Source organism: Cytobacillus sp. NJ13 (assembly GCA_030348385.1).
Lineage (GTDB): Bacteria > Bacillota > Bacilli > Bacillales > Cytobacillaceae > Cytobacillus.
Genome location: JAUCFP010000006.1, coordinates 4373757 through 4399922, shown reverse-complemented (window position 1 = coordinate 4399922; position 26166 = coordinate 4373757). Strand labels below are relative to the sequence as shown.

At 42.9% G+C, this 26166-nt stretch carries 11 protein-coding genes; 1 reads left to right on the top strand and 10 read right to left on the bottom strand.

Translation table 11 applies throughout. The features are described from left to right. Nucleotides 1-734: 734 nt before the first annotated feature. From QUF73_21630 to cysE, 8 genes are all read right to left on the bottom strand, one after another. Complete coding sequence (locus QUF73_21630) at nucleotides 735-3851, bottom strand: efflux RND transporter permease subunit (GenBank protein ID MDM5228729.1); 3117 nt, start codon at nucleotides 3849-3851, stop codon at nucleotides 735-737. Between the two features lie 35 nt (nucleotides 3852-3886). Further along, on the bottom strand, nucleotides 3887-4603 hold the full coding sequence (locus QUF73_21625; protein MDM5228728.1) for a 4'-phosphopantetheinyl transferase superfamily protein: 717 nt from the start codon (nucleotides 4601-4603) through the stop codon (nucleotides 3887-3889). A 99-nt stretch (nucleotides 4604-4702) separates the two neighbouring features. Then, nucleotides 4703-5584 (bottom strand): S-layer homology domain-containing protein, encoded by an 882-nt coding sequence (locus tag QUF73_21620; protein MDM5228727.1) that lies wholly within the window; start codon nucleotides 5582-5584, stop codon nucleotides 4703-4705. Nucleotides 5585-5608: 24 nt separating this feature from the next. Beyond that, nucleotides 5609-6550, bottom strand: coding sequence for a hypothetical protein (locus tag QUF73_21615; protein MDM5228726.1), 942 nt, complete (start codon nucleotides 6548-6550; stop codon nucleotides 5609-5611). Beyond that, nucleotides 6543-7412, bottom strand: a complete 870-nt coding sequence (locus QUF73_21610; GenBank protein MDM5228725.1) for a permease-like cell division protein FtsX — start codon at nucleotides 7410-7412, stop codon at nucleotides 6543-6545. Before QUF73_21610 ends, QUF73_21615 begins: the two co-directional genes overlap by 8 nt. After that, a complete protein-coding gene (locus QUF73_21605; protein MDM5228724.1) occupies nucleotides 7387-8052 on the bottom strand; it encodes an ATP-binding cassette domain-containing protein in 666 nt (221 codons plus the stop codon). Before QUF73_21605 ends, QUF73_21610 begins: the two co-directional genes overlap by 26 nt. After that, the gene (locus QUF73_21600; GenBank protein ID MDM5228723.1) at nucleotides 8049-9521 is read right to left on the bottom strand and encodes an NAD(P)/FAD-dependent oxidoreductase; all 1473 of its coding nucleotides are present in this window, start codon (nucleotides 9519-9521) and stop codon (nucleotides 8049-8051) included. The genes QUF73_21605 and QUF73_21600 overlap by 4 nt, the downstream gene beginning before the upstream one ends. A gap of 24 nt (nucleotides 9522-9545) precedes the next feature. Then, nucleotides 9546-10217 (bottom strand): serine O-acetyltransferase, encoded by a 672-nt coding sequence (gene cysE / locus QUF73_21595; GenBank protein MDM5228722.1) that lies wholly within the window; start codon nucleotides 10215-10217, stop codon nucleotides 9546-9548. Between the two features lie 101 nt (nucleotides 10218-10318). On the opposite strand from cysE, the gene QUF73_21590 reads away from it, so the two are divergent. Next, nucleotides 10319-11083, top strand: a complete 765-nt coding sequence (locus tag QUF73_21590) for an alpha/beta fold hydrolase (GenBank protein ID MDM5228721.1) — start codon at nucleotides 10319-10321, stop codon at nucleotides 11081-11083. 52 nt (nucleotides 11084-11135) lie between these two features. Here QUF73_21590 and QUF73_21585 read toward each other — a convergent pair whose 3' ends face one another. Together QUF73_21585 and QUF73_21580 are read right to left on the bottom strand one after the other, a co-directional pair. Next, nucleotides 11136-11546, bottom strand: coding sequence for a hypothetical protein (locus QUF73_21585; GenBank protein MDM5228720.1), 411 nt, complete (start codon nucleotides 11544-11546; stop codon nucleotides 11136-11138). 67 nt (nucleotides 11547-11613) lie between these two features. Further along, nucleotides 11614-26163 carry an amino acid adenylation domain-containing protein gene (locus QUF73_21580; GenBank protein MDM5228719.1) on the bottom strand — a complete coding sequence of 4850 codons (14550 nt, stop codon included), beginning with the start codon at nucleotides 26161-26163 and terminating at the stop codon, nucleotides 11614-11616. Nucleotides 26164-26166 lie beyond the last annotated feature (3 nt).

Sequence of the window (26166 nt, the reverse complement as noted above, 5' to 3'; positions counted from 1 at the left end):
AAAACATGTAAGGAATGCGGTCATGATATTTTTGTACAAGGAAAATTAGGCCATGGTTACGCAAACGTTTATCCTATAGGAAAAATTCTATATAGCTCACCCATGATTGTTTCTTTTTGTAAGAATTGCGGAGAAGTATCATCAATAAAAGTTAAAGACACTTCAAAGTTCTAATGCCAACTGAATTCAAACCACAAGCCACTGACCTTATAATCGGTTTTCTTTTTTTATAGCACCACATTGTTTCATAGTATCTTTGAATTGGTCATTATTATTCAAAAACGGCTATTTAAATCCTCATATGGCATAAGTCCAAAAGAAATATTACCTTTAAATTTAAAGCGTTTCAGCGATAAGTTAGTGCTAGTTATAAAAAACAACATGGAAACTATGAAACCGCTAAAAACTTGATGATAAATTAAATTTCCGCCCCCCTAGCATATTTAATTATGGTTGGGACTTTCAGGGAGTTTTTTAGCTGATTAATCGCTGAAGGAATGAGGAATCCGCTTTATAAAGACATCCCTATTGAAGCTTAGAAACCCTCTTTCTTGATAATACTAATAACTATCTCAAGTTAATATCAAGAAATAACACAAAACTAAAGTACTCTATGCGTGATAAAGAACGTGGTTTTTCCATCTGTACGTTTTTATTGTGTATGCAAAGCTAAACCATATATATGGGTCAGCCATGGAAACCGGCTGACCCTATTTTTAAAAATTATTATCCCTTTAATGTAAACCCTTGTATTTAGGGCTTTCAAATCCCACTTCAGTATTTTGTTTCTTATTAAACGCTTTTTTTCTTTTTCCATTTAAAAGCTCATAAACAACAGGAACGATAATTAAAGTTAGAAGTGTTGAACTTAATAATCCCCCTATGACAACTATAGCTAATCCTTGGGACATCACTGTGCTATCAGAAAGACCAACTGCGAGTGGTATTAATGCAATCATAGTAGCACCCGCTGTCATTAAAATTGGTTTTATTCTTGTAACAGATGCATCAATAATTGCTTTTCTTACATCCATTCCTTGTTCCCTATATTGTTCAACTCGGTCGATAAGTACAATCGCATTTGTAACTACTATACCTATAAGCATTAGAAAACCAATTAATGTCGTTACGTTGATAGAGTTCCCGCTTATCATTAGTCCGTATAGTCCACCGATTAGTGCCAGAGGTAATGAGAATAAGATTGCAAATGGTGCAGATGCATTCCTGAAAGTAATAACCAATACAAGATAAACTGCCAGGATAGAGACGAACATAGCAATGAACATTTGATTAAAACTCTCGCTAATGCTGTCACTAACGCCACCCAATTTCCTTTCCACACCCTCAGGAAGCTCCACTTCAGCAAGGTCAGCATATAATTGATTGCTTATCCCTGCTTGATCTTCCCCATTAATTTTAGCAGTGAGTGTTACAACCTGCTCTGAATTTTCCCGGTAAATCTGGACTGGCGCAGCCTCGTTTTTAACAGTTGCCACTTCAGAAAGACTGACCAATCCCTTACTCGGAGAACTAATTTTTAATTGGTTAATCTTATCTAAGGATTTGATTTCTTCTTCATTTATACCGATTTTAATTTGAGAGGTCTCTCCATTTATGTCAATTTGGGATTGTAAGTTCTGTGTATTTAGGATAGGCTGCAGCTGTCCCATAATATCCATTGCTTTTAAACCAGCATCCTTGGCTTCCTGAACCTTTATTTCAACCGTTACCTGATTCTTAACTTTGCTTAACGAATCATCTATTTGTGAAAGTTCCTCATAGCTTTCCATCTTTTCCTTTATCAATTCAGCGCTTTCCTGTAAATCTTTCATATTGTCTCCGCTGAGGATGTAATAGAATTGCGCCTCCTGGCCTGCAGGGTTTAAAGAATAGACCCATTGATCCACTGATGATCCATCAGGTAGCCTTGTTTGGATCTCTTTACTGAACTTATCCATCACATCATCTACTTCATTTCCCTCAGAAATTTGGGTAATGATAAGAGATTTATAAGGGTAAACTTCATTTACATTGTTCTTGTAATTAAATCCTACAAGAGTCTGAACACTTTCGAATATTTGATCGTTATTGGAATTTTTCGCATTCGTTATAAATTCATCTATTTCTTCCATGGTATTTTCATTGCTTTCCTTAGATGTTGCCTGGGGGAGGTCTATATCAAAGAAGACTGTACGCTCTGATTCACTTGATGGCATGAAAGCAACTGGCAAACTAGGGACTGTAAGCACAAGAGATCCTGTGAAAACAACGAATGTAGCCAAAAGGACTTTTTTCTTATGGTTAAGAAGTTTGTTAAGCAAGGAAGTATATTGCGTAGTGAGTTTCTTCTCTTTGACTGACTCTACCTTTTTGCTGAATTTAATCTGCTTTAGTACCATTAATTTGACAAGCATTGGTATGAATGTGACTGAAACAAGGAGTGATGCAAGTAGTGCACATATTAATGTAATGGCAAACGGTTTAAATACGTCCCCTACAACCCCGCTTACAAAAGCCAGAGGAACAAAAACTGCTGCCGTGGTCAAAGTGGACGATACGATCGCGCTTGCTACCTGCTGGGTACCAAAGAGGATAACCGATTCCTTTCTCTCCTGTCTCTTCAGCAGTTGACTATAAATGTTTTCCACAACCACTATGCTGTCATCTACTACACGCCCTACGGCAATGGCTAGGCCACCTAATGTCATAAGATTAAGGGATATATCAAAAGAGGACATTCCTATCAGGCTTAGTAAGATTGACAGTGGAATTGAAACAATTACTACAAATGTAAGGCGGAAATTTCTTAAGAACAAGAGAATCATAACTGCAGCCAAGATTGCTCCTAAAAGCCCCTCGACTACCATGCCGTTGATTGAATTGTTTGTGTCTACTGCATCGTTTATAGTAGTCTGGAAGTTGACATCCTTAAAATCCTCCTTCCAAGTTTCAAGAAGGCCAGACAATTTTTTGTCGATCTCTACAACATTCCCATCTTCTGATTTAAACAGCATAAACATAATAGAGGATGTTCCATTAAAGCTGCTTAAATATTTGGAATCCAGTACTTCTTCTACTTCTGATACATCCCCAACTGTAACCTTTTGCTCTCCGTTGTTTACAATTTCAATTTCTTTTAATTCATTTAGATCTTCCAAGGTGGCAACAAAGCGAACCAATTGCGAGCTGTTTTCGAAATTCACCCTTCCGACCGCACCATCAGCAAGTGAAGCCTCTATTGCATTAGAAACCATCGAAGGGGAAATTCCATTTTCTAAAAGCTTTGATGAATCCAGCTTAATTGATACAACTTTTTCCCTGTCACCAACTGTATAGACATTTTCAACACCCTGAACGGATTTTAGCTCTGGCAGAACTTCCTCCTTGACGCTGTTAAGCCGCTCAACATCCGTTCCCTCCTTCATGTTCATGGAAAGATAATAGAACGGCTGGCTGGACAACCCTTGAGTGGAGACGACTGGCTGCTGGGCCTGCGGTGGCAAATTCATATTTGCCAGCAATGAATTTACTCTATTTTTTACATCTTCTGGTTTCTGATCTGGCATTAAGCGCAATCCAACAATTGAGATGTTTTCATCCGAGGTAGAAACTATTGTCTCAACACCCTGAAGTCCAGACACCGTTTCCTCTATTGGAATCGTTACATTCTCCAAAACATTTTCAGGTGAACCGGGATAAACAGTATTAATTTGAACATATGGATACTTAATATCGGGCATTTTTTCTTTTTGTAAAGATATAGTCATCATGACAGCTGTTCCTGCCAATAAAACCAAAAGAACAATCATAGCAGCCGTGTTTTTCATAGAAAACTTCACAAGATATTTCATTGTCATTAAGCTCCTTTTTAGTTTATCAGTTATTTCTAAGTATTCTGTATTTCGTAAATTCGGTCTTTGTACCATTCCTTTATACTAAAATGGTTGATCTTCACTACTCGATCAGGGAAAAGATTATGCTTTGCACATGCTGAAAGTTTGTAATTATGAGCTAGATCGTAGTGCCTAAAATAATATAAGTCCGATATCTCTTTACCACACAACTTAGGGTACTTATTGTTCTGGCTGAGTATAGAAAATGAATCCAGCGGAATTGAAAGTCCTTTTCCAACAGCTTTTATATAACTTTCTTTCAGTGTCCACATTTCAAAAAATTTAGCCAGCTTACCCTTAATTGGTTCAGCATTCAATTCTTCAACTTCTTTTTTGGAAAAAAACCTATCAGCAAGGCTAATGTCAATTGGTCTGATTTCCTCCACATCAATGCCAACTGGATTTGAATCCAACATACAAACCACCCAATTTCCCGAGTGAGACAGGTTGAAATGAAAATTTTCTTCAGATTGTAATAAACTCGGCTTACCAAATTCATTTAGTTCGAATTCAATAAGTTCATCAGATAAACCTAGCCTTTGCCCAATTAGATAGCGAATTAATAATTCCGAATACAGTGATCGCTTTGCATCTTCTTTTTGGCGAAAGTTTAAAATTTTTCTTTTCTTTTCAGGAGAAGCAAGATTTATCATAGAACTAAAATTCGAATCAGCATCCTCTCCAGAAATATTCAATGCATATATCTTCATTTGCATCCCCTTTGCTGTAAATAATAAATCTCATGATTTATTATTAAGTATTTAAGCATTTACTTAATAATTTAAATATATACAACATAGAAAATTATGTCAATTGTTTCTTTTGAATTTTCTAATAATAGGATTAGAAATAAACCAAATAACAATAGCTATCAAAGGAATCGAAAGAAGTGTTAGTAATCCTCCGCTACCCTCTTTTTTATTTTCATTAGCGGCTGAAACAGATTCTTCTTCATCAGTATTTATCACATTACCACTCTCTTTGCCTGCTATTTTTATCAGTTCAAGAATGTCTTCACCTTTTTCATTCTTCCTAGTATAAGAAACAGCGATATCGTGGCCACGGAGCGATTCTTCATCAGCCGGGCCATTAACAATCTTTGGATGATGAGAAAGACTATACTCTCTTCCATTGATAAAAACCTTACTCAATTCTTCATTTTCCGATGGAATTACGTTTTCAATTATCCCGTTCGGACCTTTAGATAATCCAGAGCGAACAAAAAAGTCTTTTCCATCTACCTTTGCTGAGAAATGTTCCCCCATAAATATCGCAAACTCTTCTCTGGTTATTTCTTTATTGCTTGCGATTCTTAAAGTCTTGTTAAAGAACACCTTATTTACATCCTCAAATGTGGCATTTCCTTGAATAGTATCAATCAACCCTTTGTCAACTGCTTCTTCTGGTGAATGAGTCCCATTAGTACCATGATGGTCGATACTATTCTGCAAATTGAAATTTATAGCCCATACAGCAAGGTCTTCTCTTGTTAGCACTTCATTAGGCCTAAACAAATTTACCCCCTCCTCAGCCGCTATCGCGTTCATAGATCGAAGGTACAATATTTCTTCCGCTGCTTCAGATGTAGCAATATCCTCATATAAATTCTTTTCGTTTGTGATATGAGCTACAACATTTATCGGTGCTATTATTAGTAACAATGTTAAAATGACACCTGCCAGATGCTTCAACGTTTTTCTCTCCTTTTAAATAAATTAATCTTTTAGTATTTCAACCGGCTGAATGTATAGAGCTCCGTTTGTCTGCTCAAGGTAGAAATCTTCCGATTCCGCTTCGATAATTGAATAATCAATTGAAAAACCCTTCAATATCTCTAATAATTCTTCAGGAACAAGAAAGCCATTTATAAAGCCAGCCTCTACATCCAGCCGTATATTCATATCCTCTTTTATGAATCTTGCTATTAGGATTAGATTTGCTTCTTCCCGCTTCAAATTGACATAGACATGATCAGATCTTATAAAATAATCTAATGCGGTAAATTGATTAATACTGCTTTCCTCCAAACGGTATGAGGAATCTTTGGAGGCTTGTTCCACAATGTTATGTATATTTTCATGAATTGCTTCTCCATCTTCAGATAGCTCCAACAGGTATCCGATATTTTGAGTCCAAATCTCAGAAACTTTTTCGCTCACTTCTTCAGTAGAAGGATTTCCTCCTAACGAATTCAAAATTGTTTCCCTCTTTTTCAAATTTTCCCCCAGCACATCCAAGAGTTCTTGGTAACTCATTAGAGTGTCATGACGTACTCTAAGCGGCAAATACTCCGAATAAAGCCGTTCCAATTGTTTAAAGTCCTCATCAAGCTTCTTTTTAGCTAAACTTTGGAAAGTAAGAAGCTCTATCAGACTATTAGAGAGATTTAATGTTTTAAAATAAGCATCCATTCCCTTTGTCTGATAGAAGACAAAAGCGGGTTCAAATTCCTTAATCTTCATTTTAAAATCTTCTTCATGTAATTTAACTTCCGGACCTAGTTCTTCAATCTCCCTTTTTGTCTCTGACAGTTGCTCCTTCAACAATTCAATTGAATTTTCATCCATCATATCCACAAATACACCCGTTAAATGGGCATAAACGGGTATTGAGATAAAAATGCAGCAGCCAATAATGAAAAAAATCTTCTTAATCATATTTCAGCGTCCTAAAAGTGGAAATGAAACTCCCGATCAGCCCCAAGAAAAGCCCCCCGCAGAGCGATAAGAAAAACACCAAAACCAGGTTTGGATTTTGCTCTTCAAATAAATATGGGAGTTGAGTGTGCAGCGCTTGAAAAAGGCTTTCGTTAACGAAAAATATTAAATAGTTTGCCAGTATGCTTCCAAGCAACCCAATAATTCCTCCTTCAATCAAGAATTGAAGCCTTACATGGCTTGGTCTTGCCCCCAATAATAATTTCACCTTTACTTCTTTCATTCGCTTAATCATGGCAAGATTAATAGTCATCATGACAGTTAATACTGATGCAAAAACAAGACTAACAAGCGCAAAAAAGCTATATTTTTCTACTTGGGCTGTCCAGCGGATGACTGTTTCAGCATATTCTCCAGGATATATTACATCTGTAATACCTTCCGTATCCCCTAGCATATTGGCCATTTGTTCTACCTTGCTGTTGTCTTTCAATTCAATAGTGATAGCATTGGGGATAGTGCTGAAATTGAACATTTCCAAAAGTTCAGACTTATTTTCGAATAGCTTACCCATGCTTAAAACCATGTCTTCCTTTGTTTCGACTTTAACCGTGCTGATAAGGGTATTTTTTTCAAGTACTTCAGCAATCTCATAAGGATCCAATTCATGGTCTAGCATAATTCTGATTTTCACCTGTTCATTCAAGAAACTAATTGTATGATTTAGACTATTTTTTAAAAGCAGAGAAACCCCTAAAACAGAAATTGAAATAAATATAATCAATACCGAAGCAATAACAGGTAGAATATTGCGCAAGATGCCTAATCGGGCCTCATTAAACAGATAGATGATGTTTCTCAACAAATTCCACTTTCCCTTCTTTCATCATCATTAATTTTGCAGGAAATCTTTTAGCCAGTTCCCGATCATGGGTAACAGTTAATACCGTTACGCCTTCATTATTCAATTCCTGAAAAAGCTGCAAAATTTGATACGCGTTTTCAGCATCAAGATTGCCCGTAGGCTCATCAGCCAATATTATTTCTGGCTGGTTAAGCAGAGCCCTTGCTACTGCAACTCGCTGCTGTTCCCCGCCGGATAATTTGTTTGGATAAAGGTGCTCCTTTCCCTGGAGTCCCACCCGTTCAATCAATGATAAAGCCTGCGGCTTAATGTCCTTGATAGGCCTGCCAATAACCTGCCCGGCAAGAATAATATTTTCATAAACGGTTTTTTCTTGGAGTAGCTCGAAGGATTGATAGATCATGCCTATTTTCCTTCTGATCTTATACGGAGCAGTCTTATTTAGATCCAGTCCCCCAATAAAGATCTTGCCTGTCCATTTCTTAATTTCTTTTGTCAATATTTTTAATAATGTACTCTTGCCTGAACCTGATTTTCCCAGCAAAAAGACAAAATCCCCTTGCTCAATTTCAAGGTCTAGATTATCAATGACTCTCTCCCCGCTATAGGTTTTATTTAAGTTCTGTATAATGATCATGTTAGAACCTCTCGTTTCTCCTTTGCCATTATGGAAGCTGCCAAATTATATCCGCTAGATATTACCCCACTGTAGCCAGCTCCTGGACGTGTCCACGCACCAACCAGATAAAGTTGAGGGATAGGCGTTGTTTGCGGAAGACTTCTATGCAGTGATTGGCTAACAGTCTGTGCTGCCCCGTAAATAGCACCTTCTGAGTGACCAGTATAACGCTCAACAGTCAATGGAGTTGCAAGTTCTATGTGCTTTATTTTTTCTTTTATGCCAGGATAAATGGCTTCAAGTCTTTTCAAATAGATCTCAGTTATATCCCTTTTCTTATGCAAGTATTGCTCCTTATCCAGATTTGCCCAATCTTTATAGCTACAGATTTGCATCATAGTCAGCGTACTTTCAAATGAGTTTTGATAATCAGGGACAATATTCTCATAGATTGTTAGGCATACGGGCATTTCATCATACCTACCTTGGAACATATCCTGTTCAATCCTGTTAAGATCGTAATAATTATTAATAAAAATTTCATGGCTTTGTTCATTAAACAGTTTGGAAAAATTACCCTCCAGAATAATGTATGCTTGAATGCATGAGTAGCTTGGCTGTATATTTGCTACTTTCTCAGTAAACCGTTTTGGCATTTTTTCAATACCTGATATTATAGGCAGCAGTTTCTTGGGATCCATATTTGAAATAATATGATCAGCCCGAAACTCTTTCCCTTTTTTTGTTCTTACACCGCGCACTTTTCCATTTTCAGCGAACACCTCTGTAACTTCCTGCCTTGTAATGACTTCTCCGCCCATGCCCTCCAGTACTGAAATTAATTTATCTGAAATCATCTGGGATCTTCCGACTGGATAAAAACCGCCATAATGATGATAATCTGTCCAGGCATAGGCAAAGTAGTTGGCGGAAAGCTTAGAAGGCGGCAGTCCAAAGTAGCCCCAAAATTGGCAAATAAGAGACTTGAGTTTCGGTGATTGAACAAATTCGTCTAGCATCTCCTGCAGACTGTAATCTTGATATTTTAGAAAAGTAGGTACCCCTTTCTTGTTGTTGATCATTTCATTACGAATATTTACAAACAGCTGGAATAACTTAGAAATCCCCTCTTTCTCTTCAGGGAAAGACCTGATGAGTTCTTTCTCATAATTATCTACATGGCCATCCACCGTTAACTTCCCTTCTGGGTGGATGACTGAATATAGGTGAGGTGCTTCATTAAATTCCAAATCGTCCAACACCCCTATCTCGTCAAGAATCTTCCTAACCCTCCCCCCTTCTTTCAATCCGCTCATGCTATGCAGTGATACATCAAATTCCCATTTCCTTTTTCTTTTAAAAGAGGTGGCAAAGCCTCCTGCTACATAGTGCTTCTCTAGTACAGCAACCTTTTTTCCAGCTAAAGCCAGCTTACAACCTGCTATTAATCCCCCAAGGCCAGATCCAATAATAATCACATCATACATTTTTTTCCCTCCTAAATTGACTAATTATAATAAAGATGCGCTCTCTTTAATTTTTTTTGTTTTTTGGGAATCCCCCGTTTTCTCTTGATTGATGGCAACATAAGTTTCTATACTTGCACTATTTTCAACTTCTCTTTGTACATTCTCCATCCTGTCCCTTTCAGTATCGTAAATAATTCCTTGACTTCTTTTTACTATTCTGCCTGGTATACCGACTACTGTTGAATTCTCAGGAATGTTTATCAATACTACTGAACCTGCACCTATCTTGGAGTTATCCCCTATTGTTAAAGGCCCTAGTACTTTCACACCAGCAGAAATGACTACATTATTGCCTACTGTCGGATGCCGTTTTCCTATATCCTTTCCGGTACCGCCAAGAGTTGACCCATGATAAATAGTTACATTATCACCTATTTCAGCTGTTTCTCCGATGACGATCCCCATTCCATGATCAATAAAGATCCCTTTTCCCAGTTTTGCAGCAGGGTGAATTTCTACTCCTGTAATAAACCTATTAAAATATGCAATTCCCTTTGAAAAAAATATTAAGTTCTTTGAGTAAAGCCAGTGTGCAATCCTATGTAGCACCAAAGCCTGAAACCCTGGGTAAAAGCAAATCACTTCGATTGCGTTATTAGCTGCTGGATCCCTTTCTAAGACCGCTTTCAGATCACAATTAAAATTGTTAAACATTTGAACCTCCTAATCGCAAAATGATTTTTCTCATTTATTTCCTTAAATGTAACAATTTTGTTATTGTTATATTAAATCTATTTTTTTAAGGAGAGTAGCTAATGAAATCAGATTCTTTGTTGACTCAGTGGTGTTTTAATAAAACTCTTAAACCGGAATCTAAAATGCGTATACTATTTTTCCCTTATGCATGCGGCGGTGCCTCAATTTATCGCACATGGCAGAATTTCTTTTCTTCAGATATTGAAGCTATCCCTATCCAATTGCCGGGAAGAGAAAATCGAATTACAGAAAATCCCTATTACAGCATAGAAGAACTAGCTGATCATCTGTTTGAGATTCTAAAACCTCTATTTGATAGGCCAGTTGCTTTATTTGGACATAGTATGGGCTCCTTAATAAGCTACGAACTATCCATTAGGATGCACCAGTCAGGAATAATCCCAGCCCATTTGTTTGTTTCAGCACATACTGCCCCGCATAAAAGCAATCGTGGTACACAAGACCACTTGTTATCCGATGAACAATTAATTAATAGACTTCGAGAATTATCGTTTACACCAGAACCCGTTTTACAGAATAAAGACCTAATGAGACTTCTGCTTCCATTAATTCGCGCAGATTTTGCCATGTGTGAGAATTACCGATTTAAACACAATACCGTACTTACCTGTCCAGTAACTGTGTTCGGCGGAACTAATGACAATGAAGTATCAATTAGTGAGCTGGATGATTGGAAGCATTACACCACTTCAGATTTTTCAAAAGTTGTCATAGACGGCGATCATTTCTTTGTACATGATCAAGCTTCTATTATTACTACCAATATCAGCAACAAATTTCCGCATATTACTATCGGGCAATAAAGATTTCCTCCCTGCCCTCAAAAAAATTTTATTAGAGGGCATGGAGGTCTAATTATTGACTTATTCCAGCCCTTTTGTTAAGCCGATGTTTCAAGAAAAATTGTTTGATAGATATAATAATAGTTATTAATAAAAACAAATATCCTCCATACCTTAGCAACAGATGAGGCATTGCATCAGGAGCAGGTTCAATTCCCCGAATATGGTATCCAAAGTTATCCCAAAGACTGCCAATGGTCATTACAACTACGGCCAGTAAGTTTAGCGTCATTATCCACTTATTTTGTTCTTTAAATACTATTCGATATCTGAGGACAGATACGGCAGATAAGACAATTCCCAGCATCATGGCTGCATGAGGTGCAGGAATATATTCTATTTTTATCTCGGTAGTTAAGTGCATTACCGTGTCCCATACAAACCCGATAAAATATACTAGTATAGACAGCCAAATCCATTTCATTTTTTTACCCCCTTAATTTTTTGAGAAGATTTACTGCGGCTTTTCCAGGCCACAGTAAATCCAGTATCTACACCATTATGTTCAGGCTTCGCAAAATTTCTGCATGTTTTGCTGCATAAGGTGAGTTCAGCATTTCCGTATGTTTTCCGAAACCTTTAAAAACTTGATACTTCCCATTAGTTAATGAAGCCCATCCCAAGCCATCAGTGTCTTCAGAGCAGATCACAATAATATCAGCGTTTACGAAACCTTTATTTACGGTTTTCTCTAAATATGCTCTATACTTCCTTATTCTGTTCTTTACCTTTTGCCGAAGTGCTGGAATAGCCAGCAACTCCCGATAGTGGGTTTCAGCCAATTGTAATTGGTCGTCTATTTCCTTATCCATCAGCTGTCTGCTAGTTTCATCAATCCTATATTTCCGTTCTGCATCCATGATTACCAGTCTCGCTACCTGATCTCCTGATAATTCTATTGCTTTCGCAACTTCAAAACCAAGATTGCCGCCTGCAGAATAGCCTAATATTGTATAGGGACCTTCTGGCTGAATAGATTTTATTTTTGAAACATATCTTTCTAACCTGTCATCTTCTTCTATAAAATCAAACGCATATACTTCATAATCTGAGAGATGCTCTGCTAAACCTTTAAATTCGAATCCAAAGCCAGCTACTGGGGGAAAGCAGAAAATAGGATATTGCCCGTTACTTAATTTCATTACTGGGTCTTCGCTTACCAAATCGGAGGTTCTTAATTTTCTAACTATTTCCGACAATTCAAGGAGAATAGGAAAACGGAATACCGATTCCAACGGAACTTCTATTCCCCATTTCTTATACATTTTCGCAACTAACGTCGTCGCCTTTAATGAATGACCCCCTAAATCAAAGAAGTTATCCTGAAGCCCTACTCTTTCAACTCCCAAAAGATTCTTCCATATTTCAGCTATCGCTTGGGCTGTTTCGCTTTCCGGCCTTTCAAACGGTTCTTCTAAAATTTGCTCCTTTGGATTCGGCAATGTTCGCCGGTCAATTTTTCCGTTATCACTAAGCGGCATTTCATCTAGCCAGACATAATGGGATGGAAGCATATAAACAGGCAGGGATGCGGCCAAATGCTCACGCAGTTCGCGGTCTGTTACATTCCTCCCGCCTACCAGGTAAGCACACAGTCCGCTGTTCCCTTCTTCATCCTTTAGCACGGTTACCACGGTTTCCTTCACGGCTGGATGACTGGAAAGCTTCGCTTCCACTTCCCCCAGCTCAATCCGGTAGCCTCTTACCTTGACCTGGTGATCCTTTCGCCCAAGGAATTCCATGTTCCCATCCGGAAGCATCCGGCCAAGGTCACCAGTCCGGTACATTCGGGCCATTCCATTTTCCCGGAACGGGTCCTTCATAAAGGCGGCTTTTGTTTTTTCCTCATCTCCCATATACCCGCGGGCTACCCCAATTCCTCCAATGTACAGCTCTCCTATTGCCCCTTGCGGGACAGGGCGCTGGTTTTCATCCAGAATATAAAACGCATTATTTCCAATTGGTTTCCCGTAAGGAATGCTCTTTTCTCCTTCTTTAACCGAGTCAATCGGATAATAGTTGGACCAGATGGTCCCCTCTGTCGCCCCGCCGAGGCCTATTATTCGAGCATTTGGAAGATACGCTTCTGAACGTTCCTTCAGGTCCACTGGAATCCAGTCACCACTTAAGAACACGAGACGCAAATCTTCCTGAAGGTAGGATGTTCCGCTTTCCTCAAGGCTCCTAATCAGATGATGCAGGGTGGTTGGAACAGAATCCCAAAATGTGATTCTTTCCTCCTTGAGCATTTCCCGCAGGCGGATGGGATCCTGCACTTCTTCTTTCTGGGCTATGACTACTGTTCCCCCCGAAGCAAGAACCCCGAACAGATCATATACGGAAAGGTCAAAACACATCGATGTCAGCCACAGGAGCCGGTCTCCTGCTCCTACTCTGTAAGTGGTGTTCACCCAATGAATCAGGTTTACGGCAGAGCGGTGTTCAATCATGACCCCTTTCGGTTTCCCCGTTGATCCGGATGTATAAATGATATAGGCCAGACTGGACGGATCCGAAGGAACCGCTACTTCACCCGGAATCCCCCCGACTGCTTCCTCCAGGGCAATCACACGTGTTTCAGGCAAAAGCTTTCCTTTCAGCATCCTGCAAGCTTCTTCATCCATAAAGACACTTGTGAGGCGGGATTGGCTTTGAATATAACGGATCCTTTCCTCCGGATAATCCGGTTCCATCGGAACATAGGCCGCACCTGCCTTTAAGATGCCAAGGAGGCCAGCCACAGTCTCCGCCTTCCTGCCAGCTATAATGCCTACATGATCTCCCGGGCGAATACCTTCCCGGATAAGACTGGCCGCAGCAGCACTTGCCTGTCTGGACAGCTCCTGATAGGAGATGCGGCGGTCCCCGCATACTAGGGCAGTCTCATACGGACTGCGTGCAGCCTGTTCTTCCACCAATTGATCGAGCCGTTTATCCACTGGGAATTCCATTTCTGTAGAATTGAATTCCTTCAATACTCTTTTTTCTTCATCAGACAATATCTCTAATTCGTAAAGAGTGTTTTCCGGCACTTGCAGGACACCTTCCAAAACCTTGCTCAAATTTCTTTTAAGGCGATCTACTGTATCCCTTTCATACACTTCCTTATTGAATCTGAATCTGAATTCAATTTCCTCACCCGGAACAACAATAACATTCAGATCATAGCTGGTTTGCTCAAATGCTCCCTCATTTTGGATGCTAAAGCCCGCCTGGGCTCCCCCTTTTGCCATGGCTTCTTCATCAAAGGGATAGTTCTCCACCACGAAAAGGTGGTCAATCAGCCCTTGGCCCAGTTCACTTTCCCCCTGTATATCCGCCAGGGAGAGGAAGCTGTTCTCCTGGGATGAGACAGCCGCTGACTGTCCTTCCTTCACCAGTTCCGCAAATGTTTTATCGGGCGAAGGCTGATAGCGCACCGGAATGGCATTGATGAAGAGGCCAACAATGGTCTCCACTCCCTTCACAGCCGGCGGCCTTCCGGAAACAACGGTTCCAAACACCGCATCATCCTGCTGGCTGTATTGTGATAACAGCACTCCCCAGGCTGCCTGGAGAACCGTGCTCACTGTGCTGTTCAGTTCGCGCGCCACCTCTTCGAGCCTTCTGGTCTGAGATGCCGGAAGACTGTATTGAACCTCCGCCTGCTGATAAGGAACGGAAACGGCTGCTTGTTTCTTAGGAAGGGCCGCCTTCTCCGCGTATCCTTTCAGATGCTCCCTCCAGTATCCTTTTGCCTGGTCTGGATCCTGATCTGCCAGCCATTCTATATAACGGCCATACGATGGAACCGAGCCTAATTCGGCCGGGAGGCCCTTCCTTTTTCCTGCGTAAAGGGACAGGAATTCCTGAAGGAGAAGGCTCAGGCACCATCCATCCATCAGGATATGGTGATGGCTCCAGATCAGCACAAACTCCTCTTCTCCGGTCTGAAGCACCTGAAGACGCATAAGAGGACCTTTTTTCAAATCAAATCCCGCCTCGATATCCGCTGCTTTCCATGCATCAATCGCTTCCTGCTGGTCTTCTTTGTCTATATCCAGCAGTGAAACTTCTTTCACCTCAAGAGGCAGTTCCTTCAGGACCAGCTGGAGCGGCTGATCACCTTCATTCGTAAACACCGTACGAAGAATTTCATGCCGGACCGCCAGGTCCTGGAAGCTCTCCCGCAGCCACACACTCTCGAGTTCCCCTTTTGCCACAAAGCTCAGCTGCTCAAAGTAGGCCGGGGAATCCGGGTTCATCAGCCCTTCAAACAGGATGCCTTCCTGCATCGGACTGAGAGGGCGGATAGCCTCAATCAGCTCTGCCGGATAAACTTTCTGGATCTCTTTCCAGGCTTCAAGCGACAATCCCGGGTATCCGGCATCAGACGGGGTTTTCAGACTCCGTTCCTGAGTGATGCAGTAATCCGCAAGCTCTTTTAGATGCCGCTTAAAGCTTTCCGCAAACGCACGGATCGACCGTTCCCTGTATTCAAATCGGTTATAGCTCAATCGGAATTGAAGCTTTCCTTCAAGCGTCATTCCGTTAATTTCAAGGGCGTGGATCCGATGGTTCGCCGGCCCCAGCGAAGCGCCGCTTGAATATGGCGACATCCTCCACTCTTGTTCGCCCCCCGCACTTTCGCCAAAATCACCGAGATAATTAAAGCCAACCTCCGGTTTGTATTCTGCCGGTTTCTCATCTGGTGAATTCTGATAAGCGAGGAGGCCGTAGCCCATTCCCTTGTTCGGTATCCGGCGCAGCTGCTCTTTCACCATCTGGATTTGTTCTCCCGGATCTGCAGCACCAGAAGCGCTAAGGGCTACCGGGAACATGGTCGTAAACCAGCCCACGGTTCGGGAAATATCCACCGATTCCCCAATGGACTCTCGTCCATGCCCTTCGAGATCTATCACCAGGCCGGGATTGCCCGTCCATTCTTCTGCCGCATTCAGAAGAGCCGTTAACAGAAGATCATTCATGTCTGTCCGATACGCCCGGCTGGCTTCTTTCAGAAGACGATCGGTTTCCTCTTTGGTAAACTGTATGACCACATGGCTTTCATCCGCCATGTGATTTCCCGGTGCTTCGCCGTCTTTTGGCAGCGGAAGGACAGGGACTTTTGCCACTTCGCTCCAATAGGCCTGTTCCTTCCGGACCCTTCGGCTTTGAGCATACTGGGCCAATTCACGGGACCACTGCTGGAAGGAGCTGGTCTTTTTCGGCAGCTGAATCGCCTCCGACCGCCTGGCCTGGCTGTATCCTTCGGCAAGGTCCTCCAGCAGAATGCGCCAGGAAACTCCATCGACCGCAAGGTGATGAATCGCAAGCAGAAAATGGTCGCCCTGCCGGGTCTGGAATAAGGCACCTGCCACAAGCGGGCCATCCACGAGATTCAAGCCGGCCTGGAGGCGGGAAGATTCCTGTTCGATCCTTCCGGCCAGTTCGTCCCCTGTTTCCTCCATACGAATGGTCTCCCATAGGTAAAGGGCTCCCTCTTCCGCTGAACGGTTCCATTGAATAACCATTCCGTCTTCTTCCCGGTAGGCCATCCGGAGTGCGTCATGATGGCAGAGAAGAGCATGGACGGAAGATTCCAGAGCCTCTGGATCAAAGCCCTCCGGGCTGTAAAGCAGGACGGATTGGTTCCAGTGATGAGCCTCTTTAAACTTCTGATCAAAAAACCAGCGCTGAATGGGCGTCAGGATCACTTCTCCCGTTGCTTCTTCCTGGCTCGACTGAACGCCGCCGGCTTTCTTCATATAAGGAGCGAGCTCCGAGATGGTCGGATGCCGGAAAAGGTCTTTCAATTCCAGCTTCCATCCTCTTTCATGAAGACGGGCAGCTACCTGTATTCCTTTGATGGAATCCCCCCCAAGATCAAAAAAGTGATCATAGCGGCCGATTGTCCTTGCCCGGAGCACCTCTTTCCATACGAGGGCCAGCCGCTCCTCCGCATCCCCCTGCGGTGCTTCATAAACAGCGCCCGTGTCCATATGGCCAACAGGTGCTGGCAGCGCCTGTTTATCCACTTTCCCGTTGACTGTGAGCGGGAACTGGTCCAGCTGGACATAGGAAGCCGGGATCATATAGTCCGGCAGGTTTCTGGACAAATGGCTCCTTATGGCAGAAACGGTTAGTGCCTTTCCGCCCGCCAAGTAGCCGCAGAGGAAATCTTGCCCATCAGCGTCCTTTTGAGCGAGGACCAGGGCGTCTTTGACCCCTTCCAGATGAAGAAGATGGGCTTCTATTTCTCCGAGTTCAATCCGGTGGCCTCTGATTTTCACCTGGTCATCCATCCGGCCCAGGTATTCCAGGCGGCCGTCAGGCAGCCATCGGGCCAGATCCCCCGTACGGTAAAGCCGGTTTCCGGGTTCGCAGGGATGATCGATAAATTTCTCCCTGGTCAATTCAGGACGGTTTAAGTAGCCCCTCGCCAGGCTCTCTCCTGCGATGCAGAGTTCGCCGGGCACGCCAATTGGCTGAAGCTGACTGTTTTTCCCTAGAATATACACTCTGGTATTGGCAATCGGATACCCAATTGGCAAATTAGCCTTCTGTTCGCCGATAATGCCGCTCGTTGCCACTACCGTATTTTCAGTCGGCCCGTAGTTATTAACGAGCTGAAACCTGGACGGACGATAGCTTTTCAGCCTGTCTCCCCCTGTTAGGAGTACTCTGAGGGACTGATTGTCTAAGGCCAGAAACGGTTCACACAGCGGGGTCGGAAGAAAACTGATAGTGATCCTGTTTTGTTCAAAGAACTCATTGATCCCTTGAATATCCATGCGCAATTCTTCCGGTACGATATAAAGGGACGCTCCTTTTAGAAGCGGCGGAAAGATCTCCCACACCGAGGCATCGAAGCCGAAACCGGCTAGTTTAGTGCTTCGGTCCTTTTCCGTTACCTCAAACTGATCATTATGCCACTGGCATAGATTCGAAAGCGAGCGATGCTCGACCATTACCCCTTTTGGATAGCCAGTCGTACCGGAGGTATAAATGACATAAGCCAGCTGATTAGCAGCAGTAGACTGAGGAAGGTTTTCTTCGGTTTCCCCAGTCCAGCCCCTTTCCTCAAGCACCACCTGTTCTGCACTTCCCTTGACCTTACCGGTCAAGTGCTGTTGGGTGATAGCCAGAACCGCCTGGCTGTCTTGAAGCATGTACTGAATTCTTTCCGCCGGATAGGCTGGATCAATCGGCACATAGGCACTGCCAGCTTTCAGCACGGCTAGCACCGCTAAAATCATATCAGCGGACTGGTCAGCCAGGACCGCTACGATTTTTTCAGCCCCAGCCCCTTTGGCCTGGAGGTGCCGGGCAAGACGATTCGCTTCCCTGTTCAGCCTCTTATAGCTCCACTTTTCATCTCCGAACACCACCGCGGTATTCTCAGGTGTTTGGCTTGCCTGGTCCTCAAAGAGTTCAATGATGGTCTTATCAAGATCATATTCACCTTTGGAATCATTAAACGCTGCCTGTACATCCCGCTCCTCTTTAGGCAGTGACAGGGCGGACAGTTTCTGGTCAGGCTCCTCTGTGGCTTCCTTCAGGATATGAAGGAAATGGTCTGCCATCCGTCGGACAGTCTCACTGGCAAAGAGAGAGGTCCGGTATTCCCAGCGCATCAGGCTGCCTTCCGGCTGGTCCAATATTTCCAGGGTCAGGTCAAACTTGGCAGTACGATGCGGCAGGTCATAAGGATAAGCAGCACTATCCCCGAAGGATAAAACCGACTGGTCCATATTCTGGTGGACAAGCACAGCTTCAAACAGAGGATTGCGGCCAGCATCTCTCGGGATCCCCAGGTCCTCCACAAGATCTTCAAATGGATAATCCTGATGCTCAAGTGCCTGTAATGTCCGGCTTCTCACTTCCTGCAGGAACGTCCGGAAAGACTTAGTGCCTGTTGGCTGATTTCGCATCGGAAGCATGTTTACAAAGACACCGATGGTGTCCTGGATTTCATCCCGGGATCTTCCCGCCACTGGGGTCCCGACCACAATGTCATCCTGTCCGCTGAACCTGGAAAGCAGAATATTGTACGCTGCCATAAAAATCATAAACATGCTACTATTAGTCTTTATTGCAAGTTTTGTTAATTTTCCTATTAGCTCTTTATTTATTTCGAACGTTAATTGAGAGCCATAATAATTAGGAGGATTTCCATTTCTTTTGTGATCTGAAAATAATTCTAATACTGGTATGTTCTCCTTAAATTTTTGCATCCAAAAAGTTTGGTCCATTAGATAAAAACTTGAACCTTTTTGAGCTTGCTGCCAGACTGCGTAGTCTTTATATTGGATTCCATCCCTCTGCGGAGAATGGCCATTGAACGCGTCCATAACTTCTTTCACCAAAATTTGAATGGATGTTCCATCTGATAAGATATGATGCATATCAAACAGCAGTAGATGTTGATCATTCTCTATCTTTATAAGGCCCGTACGGAACAGAGGGCTTTCTTCCAGATCGAACGGACGCACAAATCGATCTATAGCTTTGGTCAGCCCTTTTTCTGTTGAATACCGGCACTCGATCTTTACTTCCACCGTTTCCTGAATTTGCTGAACCGGTTTCCCATCCACCATCTTAAACACGGTACGCAGGATCTCATGTCGGGCAGCTACTAATTCCAGCGCTGCCTGAAGTTTTTCAGAATTCAGATCCCCTTTTATTACCCATGCCGACGGCATGTTGTAGCTCGTGCCAATCTCAGGAAATTGGCTTAGAACAAACAATCTTCGCTGGGAAGAGGAAAGCGGATAGGCTTTCCGAGAGGAAGCAGGCTGTATATCCTGCACAAGGATGCTATCTAGATTATTAAGCCTTGCCGATAATTCCCTGATGGTAGGGAACTCAAATACAGCGCTGAGGGGCAGCTCTTTTTTTAGAGTTCTTTTCACTTTCCCAGCCAGTATAGTCGCTTTCAGGGAATGCCCGCCAAGATCAAAGAAGTTATCATCAATTCCAAATCCCTGAACTCCCAGCACTTCGCTCCAAATCTGGGCTAATTGCTTTTCTGTCCCTGTTTCCGGCGCCTCATAGCCAGCCGCCCGTCGCTCCGGCTCCGGCAGGGCCTTTCGGTCCAGCTTTCCATTCGCTGTCAGAGGCAGCTCTTCGAGCACCACAAAATGAGCGGGCACCATATAGCCAGGCAGCTTCCCTGCCAATTCTGCTTTCACAATTTCCAGAGGAAGGGCCTTTTCGCCATCCTTCCAGACGAGATACCCGCAGAGATACGCATCCCCTGAAGAATCTTTATGCATCGCTGCCGCTGCTTCGCGGACCGGTTCCATTTTTTCCAGATGGGATTCGATTTCCTTGAGCTCTATCCGGTAGCCCCGCAGTTTCACCTGCTGGTCCATGCGCCCCGCGTATTCAATCTGCCCATCGGGCAGCCAGCGTGCGAGGTCGCCAGTCCGATACATGATATCGCCGGGCTCAAACGGGCTTTTCACAAATTTCTCGGCGGTCAGCTCCGGCTGATTAAGATAGCCGCGTGATACGCCGCTTCCGGCAATGCACAGCTCTCCATAGACCCCCATAGGCTGAAGACGGTCGTTTGTGCCCACAATATAGCACCTTGTATTCCGGATAGGACGGCCGATGGTGACCTCCTGGTCCGATGTTACATTTTTGATAACAGAGTAGATTGTTGTTTCCGTTGGCCCGTACGCATTGTAGATGTCCAAATGGGTGTGGGCCTGAAGGCTGTGCAGAAGGGATGGCGGAAGAGCTTCTCCCCCCATTATCAACACCTTGACCATCTTCAGACATTTCTCCCCATCCGGATGCATCACCAGGCCTTTAATCCTGGACGGTGTCGCCTGTAGAATCGAGACCTTCCGGTCTAATATCAGCCGGCTCAATAAGCCGGGATCCTGGTGTTCCGCTTCGCTTGCCATGATGACACATGCGCCTTTGGCTAATGGAAGGAAGGTCTCGGTGACAAAGATGTCAAACGATACCGTGGTCAGCGCGAGAACCGCATCATCCGGAGAGACACCCACACAGTCACTCATCCCTTCAATAAGGTTCTGCACCGACCGGTGCTCTACCATCACGCCCTTTGGATTTCCGGTTGATCCGGACGTGTAGATAATATAAGCCAGGTCATCAGCGGAAACGCCCGCTTCCGGATTAGATGGGGATTCACCTGTTCCAGCCAGCTCTGAAAGCGGCAGGACCTTCTCTTTAAACGATTGGAAACAGCCAGCTTCATCTGCGATGACATATTTGACGCCGCTGTCTTCTGCCATAAACGCAATGCGCTCTTCCGGATACTCCGGATCAATCGGGACATAGGCCGCTCCTGTTTTTAACACAGCGAGCAGTGCAGTCATTAAGCTCTCCGACCGTCTGACCATCACCCCGATGCGGTCTCCCTTTTTCACCTTTTTTCTCTGAAGGGCTCGGGCCATTCGGTTCGCCTGTTCATTGATTTCCCGGTAGGTAAACTCCTTTCCTTTGGAAACTATGGCAGTCCGGCCAGGGGTTAAGGCTGCCTGTGCTTCAAAAAGTTCATGAATCGGACGTTCTTCCCCTTGGATTTCCGTTGGATTCAGCCTATGTAGAAGATTATGGCGTTCATAATCAGAGATCATCTCCACTGCCGACAGCGGCTGATCAGGATCCTCAGCGATTTCCTTCAGAATGCGGAGAAAATGGGCGGCCATTGTCTCGATCTCATGTCTGGAAAATAATGCTGTGCTGTATTGAAACCAGGTCTCCAGTTCCCTGTCCTTCTCTGTCACTTCCAGAGCCAGATCGACTTTGGCAGACCGGTCCTCTACCGGATAGGGAATAACCTGAAGGTTTTCCAGGTCCAGCTTCGCTGCATCCGCATCATGCATGATAAACATGCAGTCAAAAATCGGATTCCGGCTCATGTCCCTTTTAACGGATACTTTTTCTACCATCTGATCGAATGGATAGGTTTGGTGCTCAAAGGCACGGATCGCCCGATCCCTCACATTCTCCAGCAGCGCCCGAAAACTTAGGTCTTCCCTTACCCTTGTTCGCATTGGAAGAGTATTTCCAAGCATCCCCACCATGCGATGAAGGTCGGCATGGGTCCTGCCCGCTGCCGGAGTTCCGACGAGGATATCCTCCTGGCCGGAATATCTGGAGAGAAGTACCTGGTAGGCCGATAAAAGCACCATGAACAGAGTGGTCCCGGTTTTATGGGCAAGTCCCTGAAGCTGTGCAGCCAGCGATTTTGGGACTGTAAAGTCCACCCGCTCCCCTTCAAAGCTCTGGAACCTTGGCCGTTCTTTCCGTAAAAGATCAAAAACAGGCAGGTCTCCGGCCAGTTCTTTCAGCCAGAAATCTTCGGCCTTTCGGAATGAGTCTGCTTCCATCCGCTCTGATTGCCAAGCTGATACATCTTTATATTGAAGACGGAGCGGCGGCAGCGTTTCGCCCTTATAAAATAGGCTGATTTCTTCCAGAATCGTATTCAGTGAAGACGCATCTGAGATAATATGATGCATATCCAGCACCATTACATGCTTTTCAGTCCCCATTGAGATAAGGCCTGCCCTCAATAAAGGAGCAGAGGAAAGATCGAAAGGGCGGGAAAAATCATTCACACGCTGAGGAACCATCGGTTCCTCCTTTTCCCAGCTTTCCAGTGAAAAGGAGACCTGCGGATGAACCCGCTGGATAAACCCATCCTCTGACCGGCTGAATGAGGTCCGCAGCGCTTCATGCCGGCTGATAACCTGACGGATGGCCTCTTCCAGCCTTATAGGATCAAGAGCCCCATTTAATTGGACAGCTCCAGTAATATTGTAGTTGGTCCCAATGTCCTCGAGCTGATTTAAGATCAGCATACGCTTTTGAGCTGAGGATGCCGGGTAGTGCTCCTGTTCTGCTACTGGTTGAATCTCATTGAATCCCTGCTTGTCCTCCTTATTTTCCTGTTCAATGCCCCGGGCCATAAGATGGATTGTCGGGTATTCAAACACGGCCTTCAGCGGCAGTTCCATATCTAGATTTTTATGGATCATATTGACCAATTGAGCTGCCCTCAGAGAGTGGCCGCCCATTTCAAAGAAATCATCATGAATGCCTACCCGCTCCAGACCGAGCACCTCCCGCCAAACCGGCGCCAGCCTGCGTTCCATATCTGATTGAGGCTCTACAAATGGAGACACGCTTCTCATCTCCGGCTGTGGCAATGCGTTCCGGTCAATCTTCCCGTTGGAGGTAAGCGGAAGGGATGACAAAAAGATAAAGTGAGCAGGAACCATATAATCGGGCAAAAACTCGGCGAGATATTTCCTTAAGTCAGCAGAAGATAAATCCTCCGCGGATGCCACATAAGCACAGAGATAATTCGCATCAGTTTGATCTTTATAAGCAAGAACCGCAGCCTCGTTTATAAGAGGGTGGAACAATAGCCGGTTTTCGATTTCCCCCATCTCAATTCGATGGCCGCGAATTTTAATTTGATGATCTATCCTGCCAAGGTATTCTAATTCCCCATTTAACATCCTCCGAACTATATCTCCTGAACGATAGATTAACTCGGAAGAATCATAGGGATTTACTATGAATCTTTCTTTAGTTAACGCTTCATTATTTATGTATCCTTTTGATACACCTTCTCCCCCTATATATAGCTCTCCAATAGAACCTACCGGAACTAGGTTTTGATCTTTGTTCATAACATATGCTGTTAAAGTTGGAAGCGGCCTGCCGATACTACTTAAGTTCGCTTCAATTTCATTTAATGTAATTTCCTTATATGTAACATGGACTGTTGTTTCGGTTATTCCATACATATTAATTAAATGTAAATGGGGATATGAGCATTTCAATTGGTGTAACATAGCAGGCTTCAATGCTTCTCCTCCAAAAACAACGTATCGGAGACTCAGATTATCAGCACCCCCGGTAGATATTTCCTCAATCAGATGAGAAAATGCGGAAGGTGTTTGGTTTAGTACTGTAACATTCTCTTTTTGAAGAAGCTTTAGAAATGCCTTCGGGTCTTGAGCAGTATCTTTCGGCACAATGACACAAGTACCACCATTCAGGAGTGAACCATATAGTTCCCAAACCGAAAAATCAAAACTAAACGAATGGAAGATGGTCCATACATCCTTACTATTAAAGCTAAACGGCAATTTATCATTAAGAATTAAACTAACAACATTTCTATGCTCTACCATTACTCCTTTTGGCTTTCCAGTAGTTCCGGATGTATAAATAATATATGCAAGATCGCCGGGACTGCATATATTTTCATTTGACAATAATGGAAACTCAGTTTTATATAGTTCATCTTTTAGTTCGATTACTTCCCCTGAGAATTTACAAGGAAGCTTCCATACCTTTGGTGTTAAAAGAAATCTTGCTGAGCAATCCTTTAGAATATAACTAATCCTTTTAGCAGGCAAAGTTGGATCTATTGGAACGTAGCACCCTCCAGATTTTAAAATTGCTAACATTCCAACAACCGTGTCAAGGCTTCTATCAGATATTAAACCTACCGGCTCTTGTCTTCTAACTCCTTTTTTTCTTAGAAGAAATGCTAATGCATCAGCTCTTGAATTAAGTTCTTTATAAGTCAGATGCTTATCGCCAAAAACGGCTGCCTTCTTATTAGGATTAAATTCAGCTTGCATTTTAAATAACTCATGAATTGTTTTATCATCAGGATATTTTACATTTACTTTGTTTTGTAATACTTCTGATAATTCATCTTCTGTAAGAATTTCATACTCGGAGAGTAACTTATTGGGACTATCCAAAATACAACAGACAAGATTTTTAAAGTGATGGCATATCTGTTCTATATATTGCTTTTGATAGACATGCCCGTTATAAGTAATTTTCAGGGTGATTTTTTCACCCGGAAAAATGTTCATATTAAAATCAAAATTTGTTTCTTCAAATATTTTTAATTCATTGATTGAAAAGCCTATGTCTTGTCCTTCAGATATAGACTGTCTATCCAAAGGATAATTTTCAAAAGCAATCACGTGGTCTATTAGTTCATTTTTTAATTCACTTTTAGCTAAGGACTCATAAAGAGGATAATAATGATATTTATTCTCGGCCTGAATATCCCCGTGTACCTGCTGCAGTAATTCAGGAAAAGTTTGGCCAGACGATCCTTTAATTCGGACTGGAATGGTATTAATAAACAAACCAACAGCCTTCTCTACACCACTAAGTTCTGGTGGACGACCAGAAACAACTGACCCGAACACTACATCATTACTATCATTGTACTTTTGCAGTAGCATGCCCCAAATTGCCCTTAGAACAGAATTAAGTGTAACTTTATGCAACTTTGCTAAAGAAACAAGAGCTTTAGTCAAAGGTACATCAAACGTTTCGAAATGCTCCAAATGAAGATAATTGCTTTTTCCATCTTTTTTCTTTAAGGCGGGCATAATACCCGCCTTATTGTTGTAGCCTTGCAGTGTTTTTTCCCAAAATCGCGAAGCTTCCTCAAGATTCTGATTTCTCAGCCAAACTATATAATCACTGTACGGGAATCCATTTATCACTTTCATCGGCTGTTTATTTATTTTGGATGCATATATTTCCAGCCATTCCTTAAGTGCAACACCCAATCCCCAACCATCTAGAATAATATGATGGAAACTTACAAATACTGTATAGAGTTTACTTGTTTGCTTGAACACTTTTACTCGAATTAAAGAATCCTTCTCAAGATTGAAGTTTCTTTCAAGATCTTTATGTTTATATTCACCTATAATTCTTTCTTTTTCACTTGCCCCGAGAGTTGAAAGATTATCAAAGCTAAAGGAACTTTTTCTCTCTTTAAAGACAACCTGTAAAGGCTTCTTTAATTTTGAGTAGCGAAAAATTGTCCTGAATACATCATGGCGATTTACTAGTTCCTGAAAACTGGATTCAAAATGTGAGATATCCAAATGCCCCTCAAGGTTTAATTCAACTTGTTCCATATATGCTTTTGATTTCGCATCAATGAAATGGTTAAATACCATCCCTTCTTGAAGAGGGGTTAACTCATATACATTTTTAATATTAATCTTCATCTCTGTCATAAT

Excerpts from the sequence above, each read along its gene's own strand:
- QUF73_21630 (MDM5228729.1), bottom strand. The coding sequence starts at position 3,851 with ATGAAATATCTTGTGAAGTTTTCTATGAAAAACACGGCTGCTATGATT.
- QUF73_21625 (MDM5228728.1), bottom strand. The coding sequence starts at position 4,603 with ATGAAGATATATGCATTGAATATTTCTGGAGAGGATGCTGATTCGAAT.
- QUF73_21615 (MDM5228726.1), bottom strand. The coding sequence starts at position 6,550 with ATGATTAAGAAGATTTTTTTCATTATTGGCTGCTGCATTTTTATCTCA.
- QUF73_21605 (MDM5228724.1), bottom strand. The coding sequence starts at position 8,052 with ATGATCATTATACAGAACTTAAATAAAACCTATAGCGGGGAGAGAGTC.
- QUF73_21600 (MDM5228723.1), bottom strand. The coding sequence starts at position 9,521 with ATGTATGATGTGATTATTATTGGATCTGGCCTTGGGGGATTAATAGCA.
- cysE (MDM5228722.1), bottom strand. The coding sequence starts at position 10,217 with ATGTTTAACAATTTTAATTGTGATCTGAAAGCGGTCTTAGAAAGGGAT.
- QUF73_21590 (MDM5228721.1), top strand. The coding sequence starts at position 10,319 with ATGAAATCAGATTCTTTGTTGACTCAGTGGTGTTTTAATAAAACTCTT.
- QUF73_21585 (MDM5228720.1), bottom strand. The coding sequence starts at position 11,546 with ATGAAATGGATTTGGCTGTCTATACTAGTATATTTTATCGGGTTTGTA.
- QUF73_21580 (MDM5228719.1), bottom strand. The coding sequence starts at position 26,163 with ATGACAGAGATGAAGATTAATATTAAAAATGTATATGAGTTAACCCCT.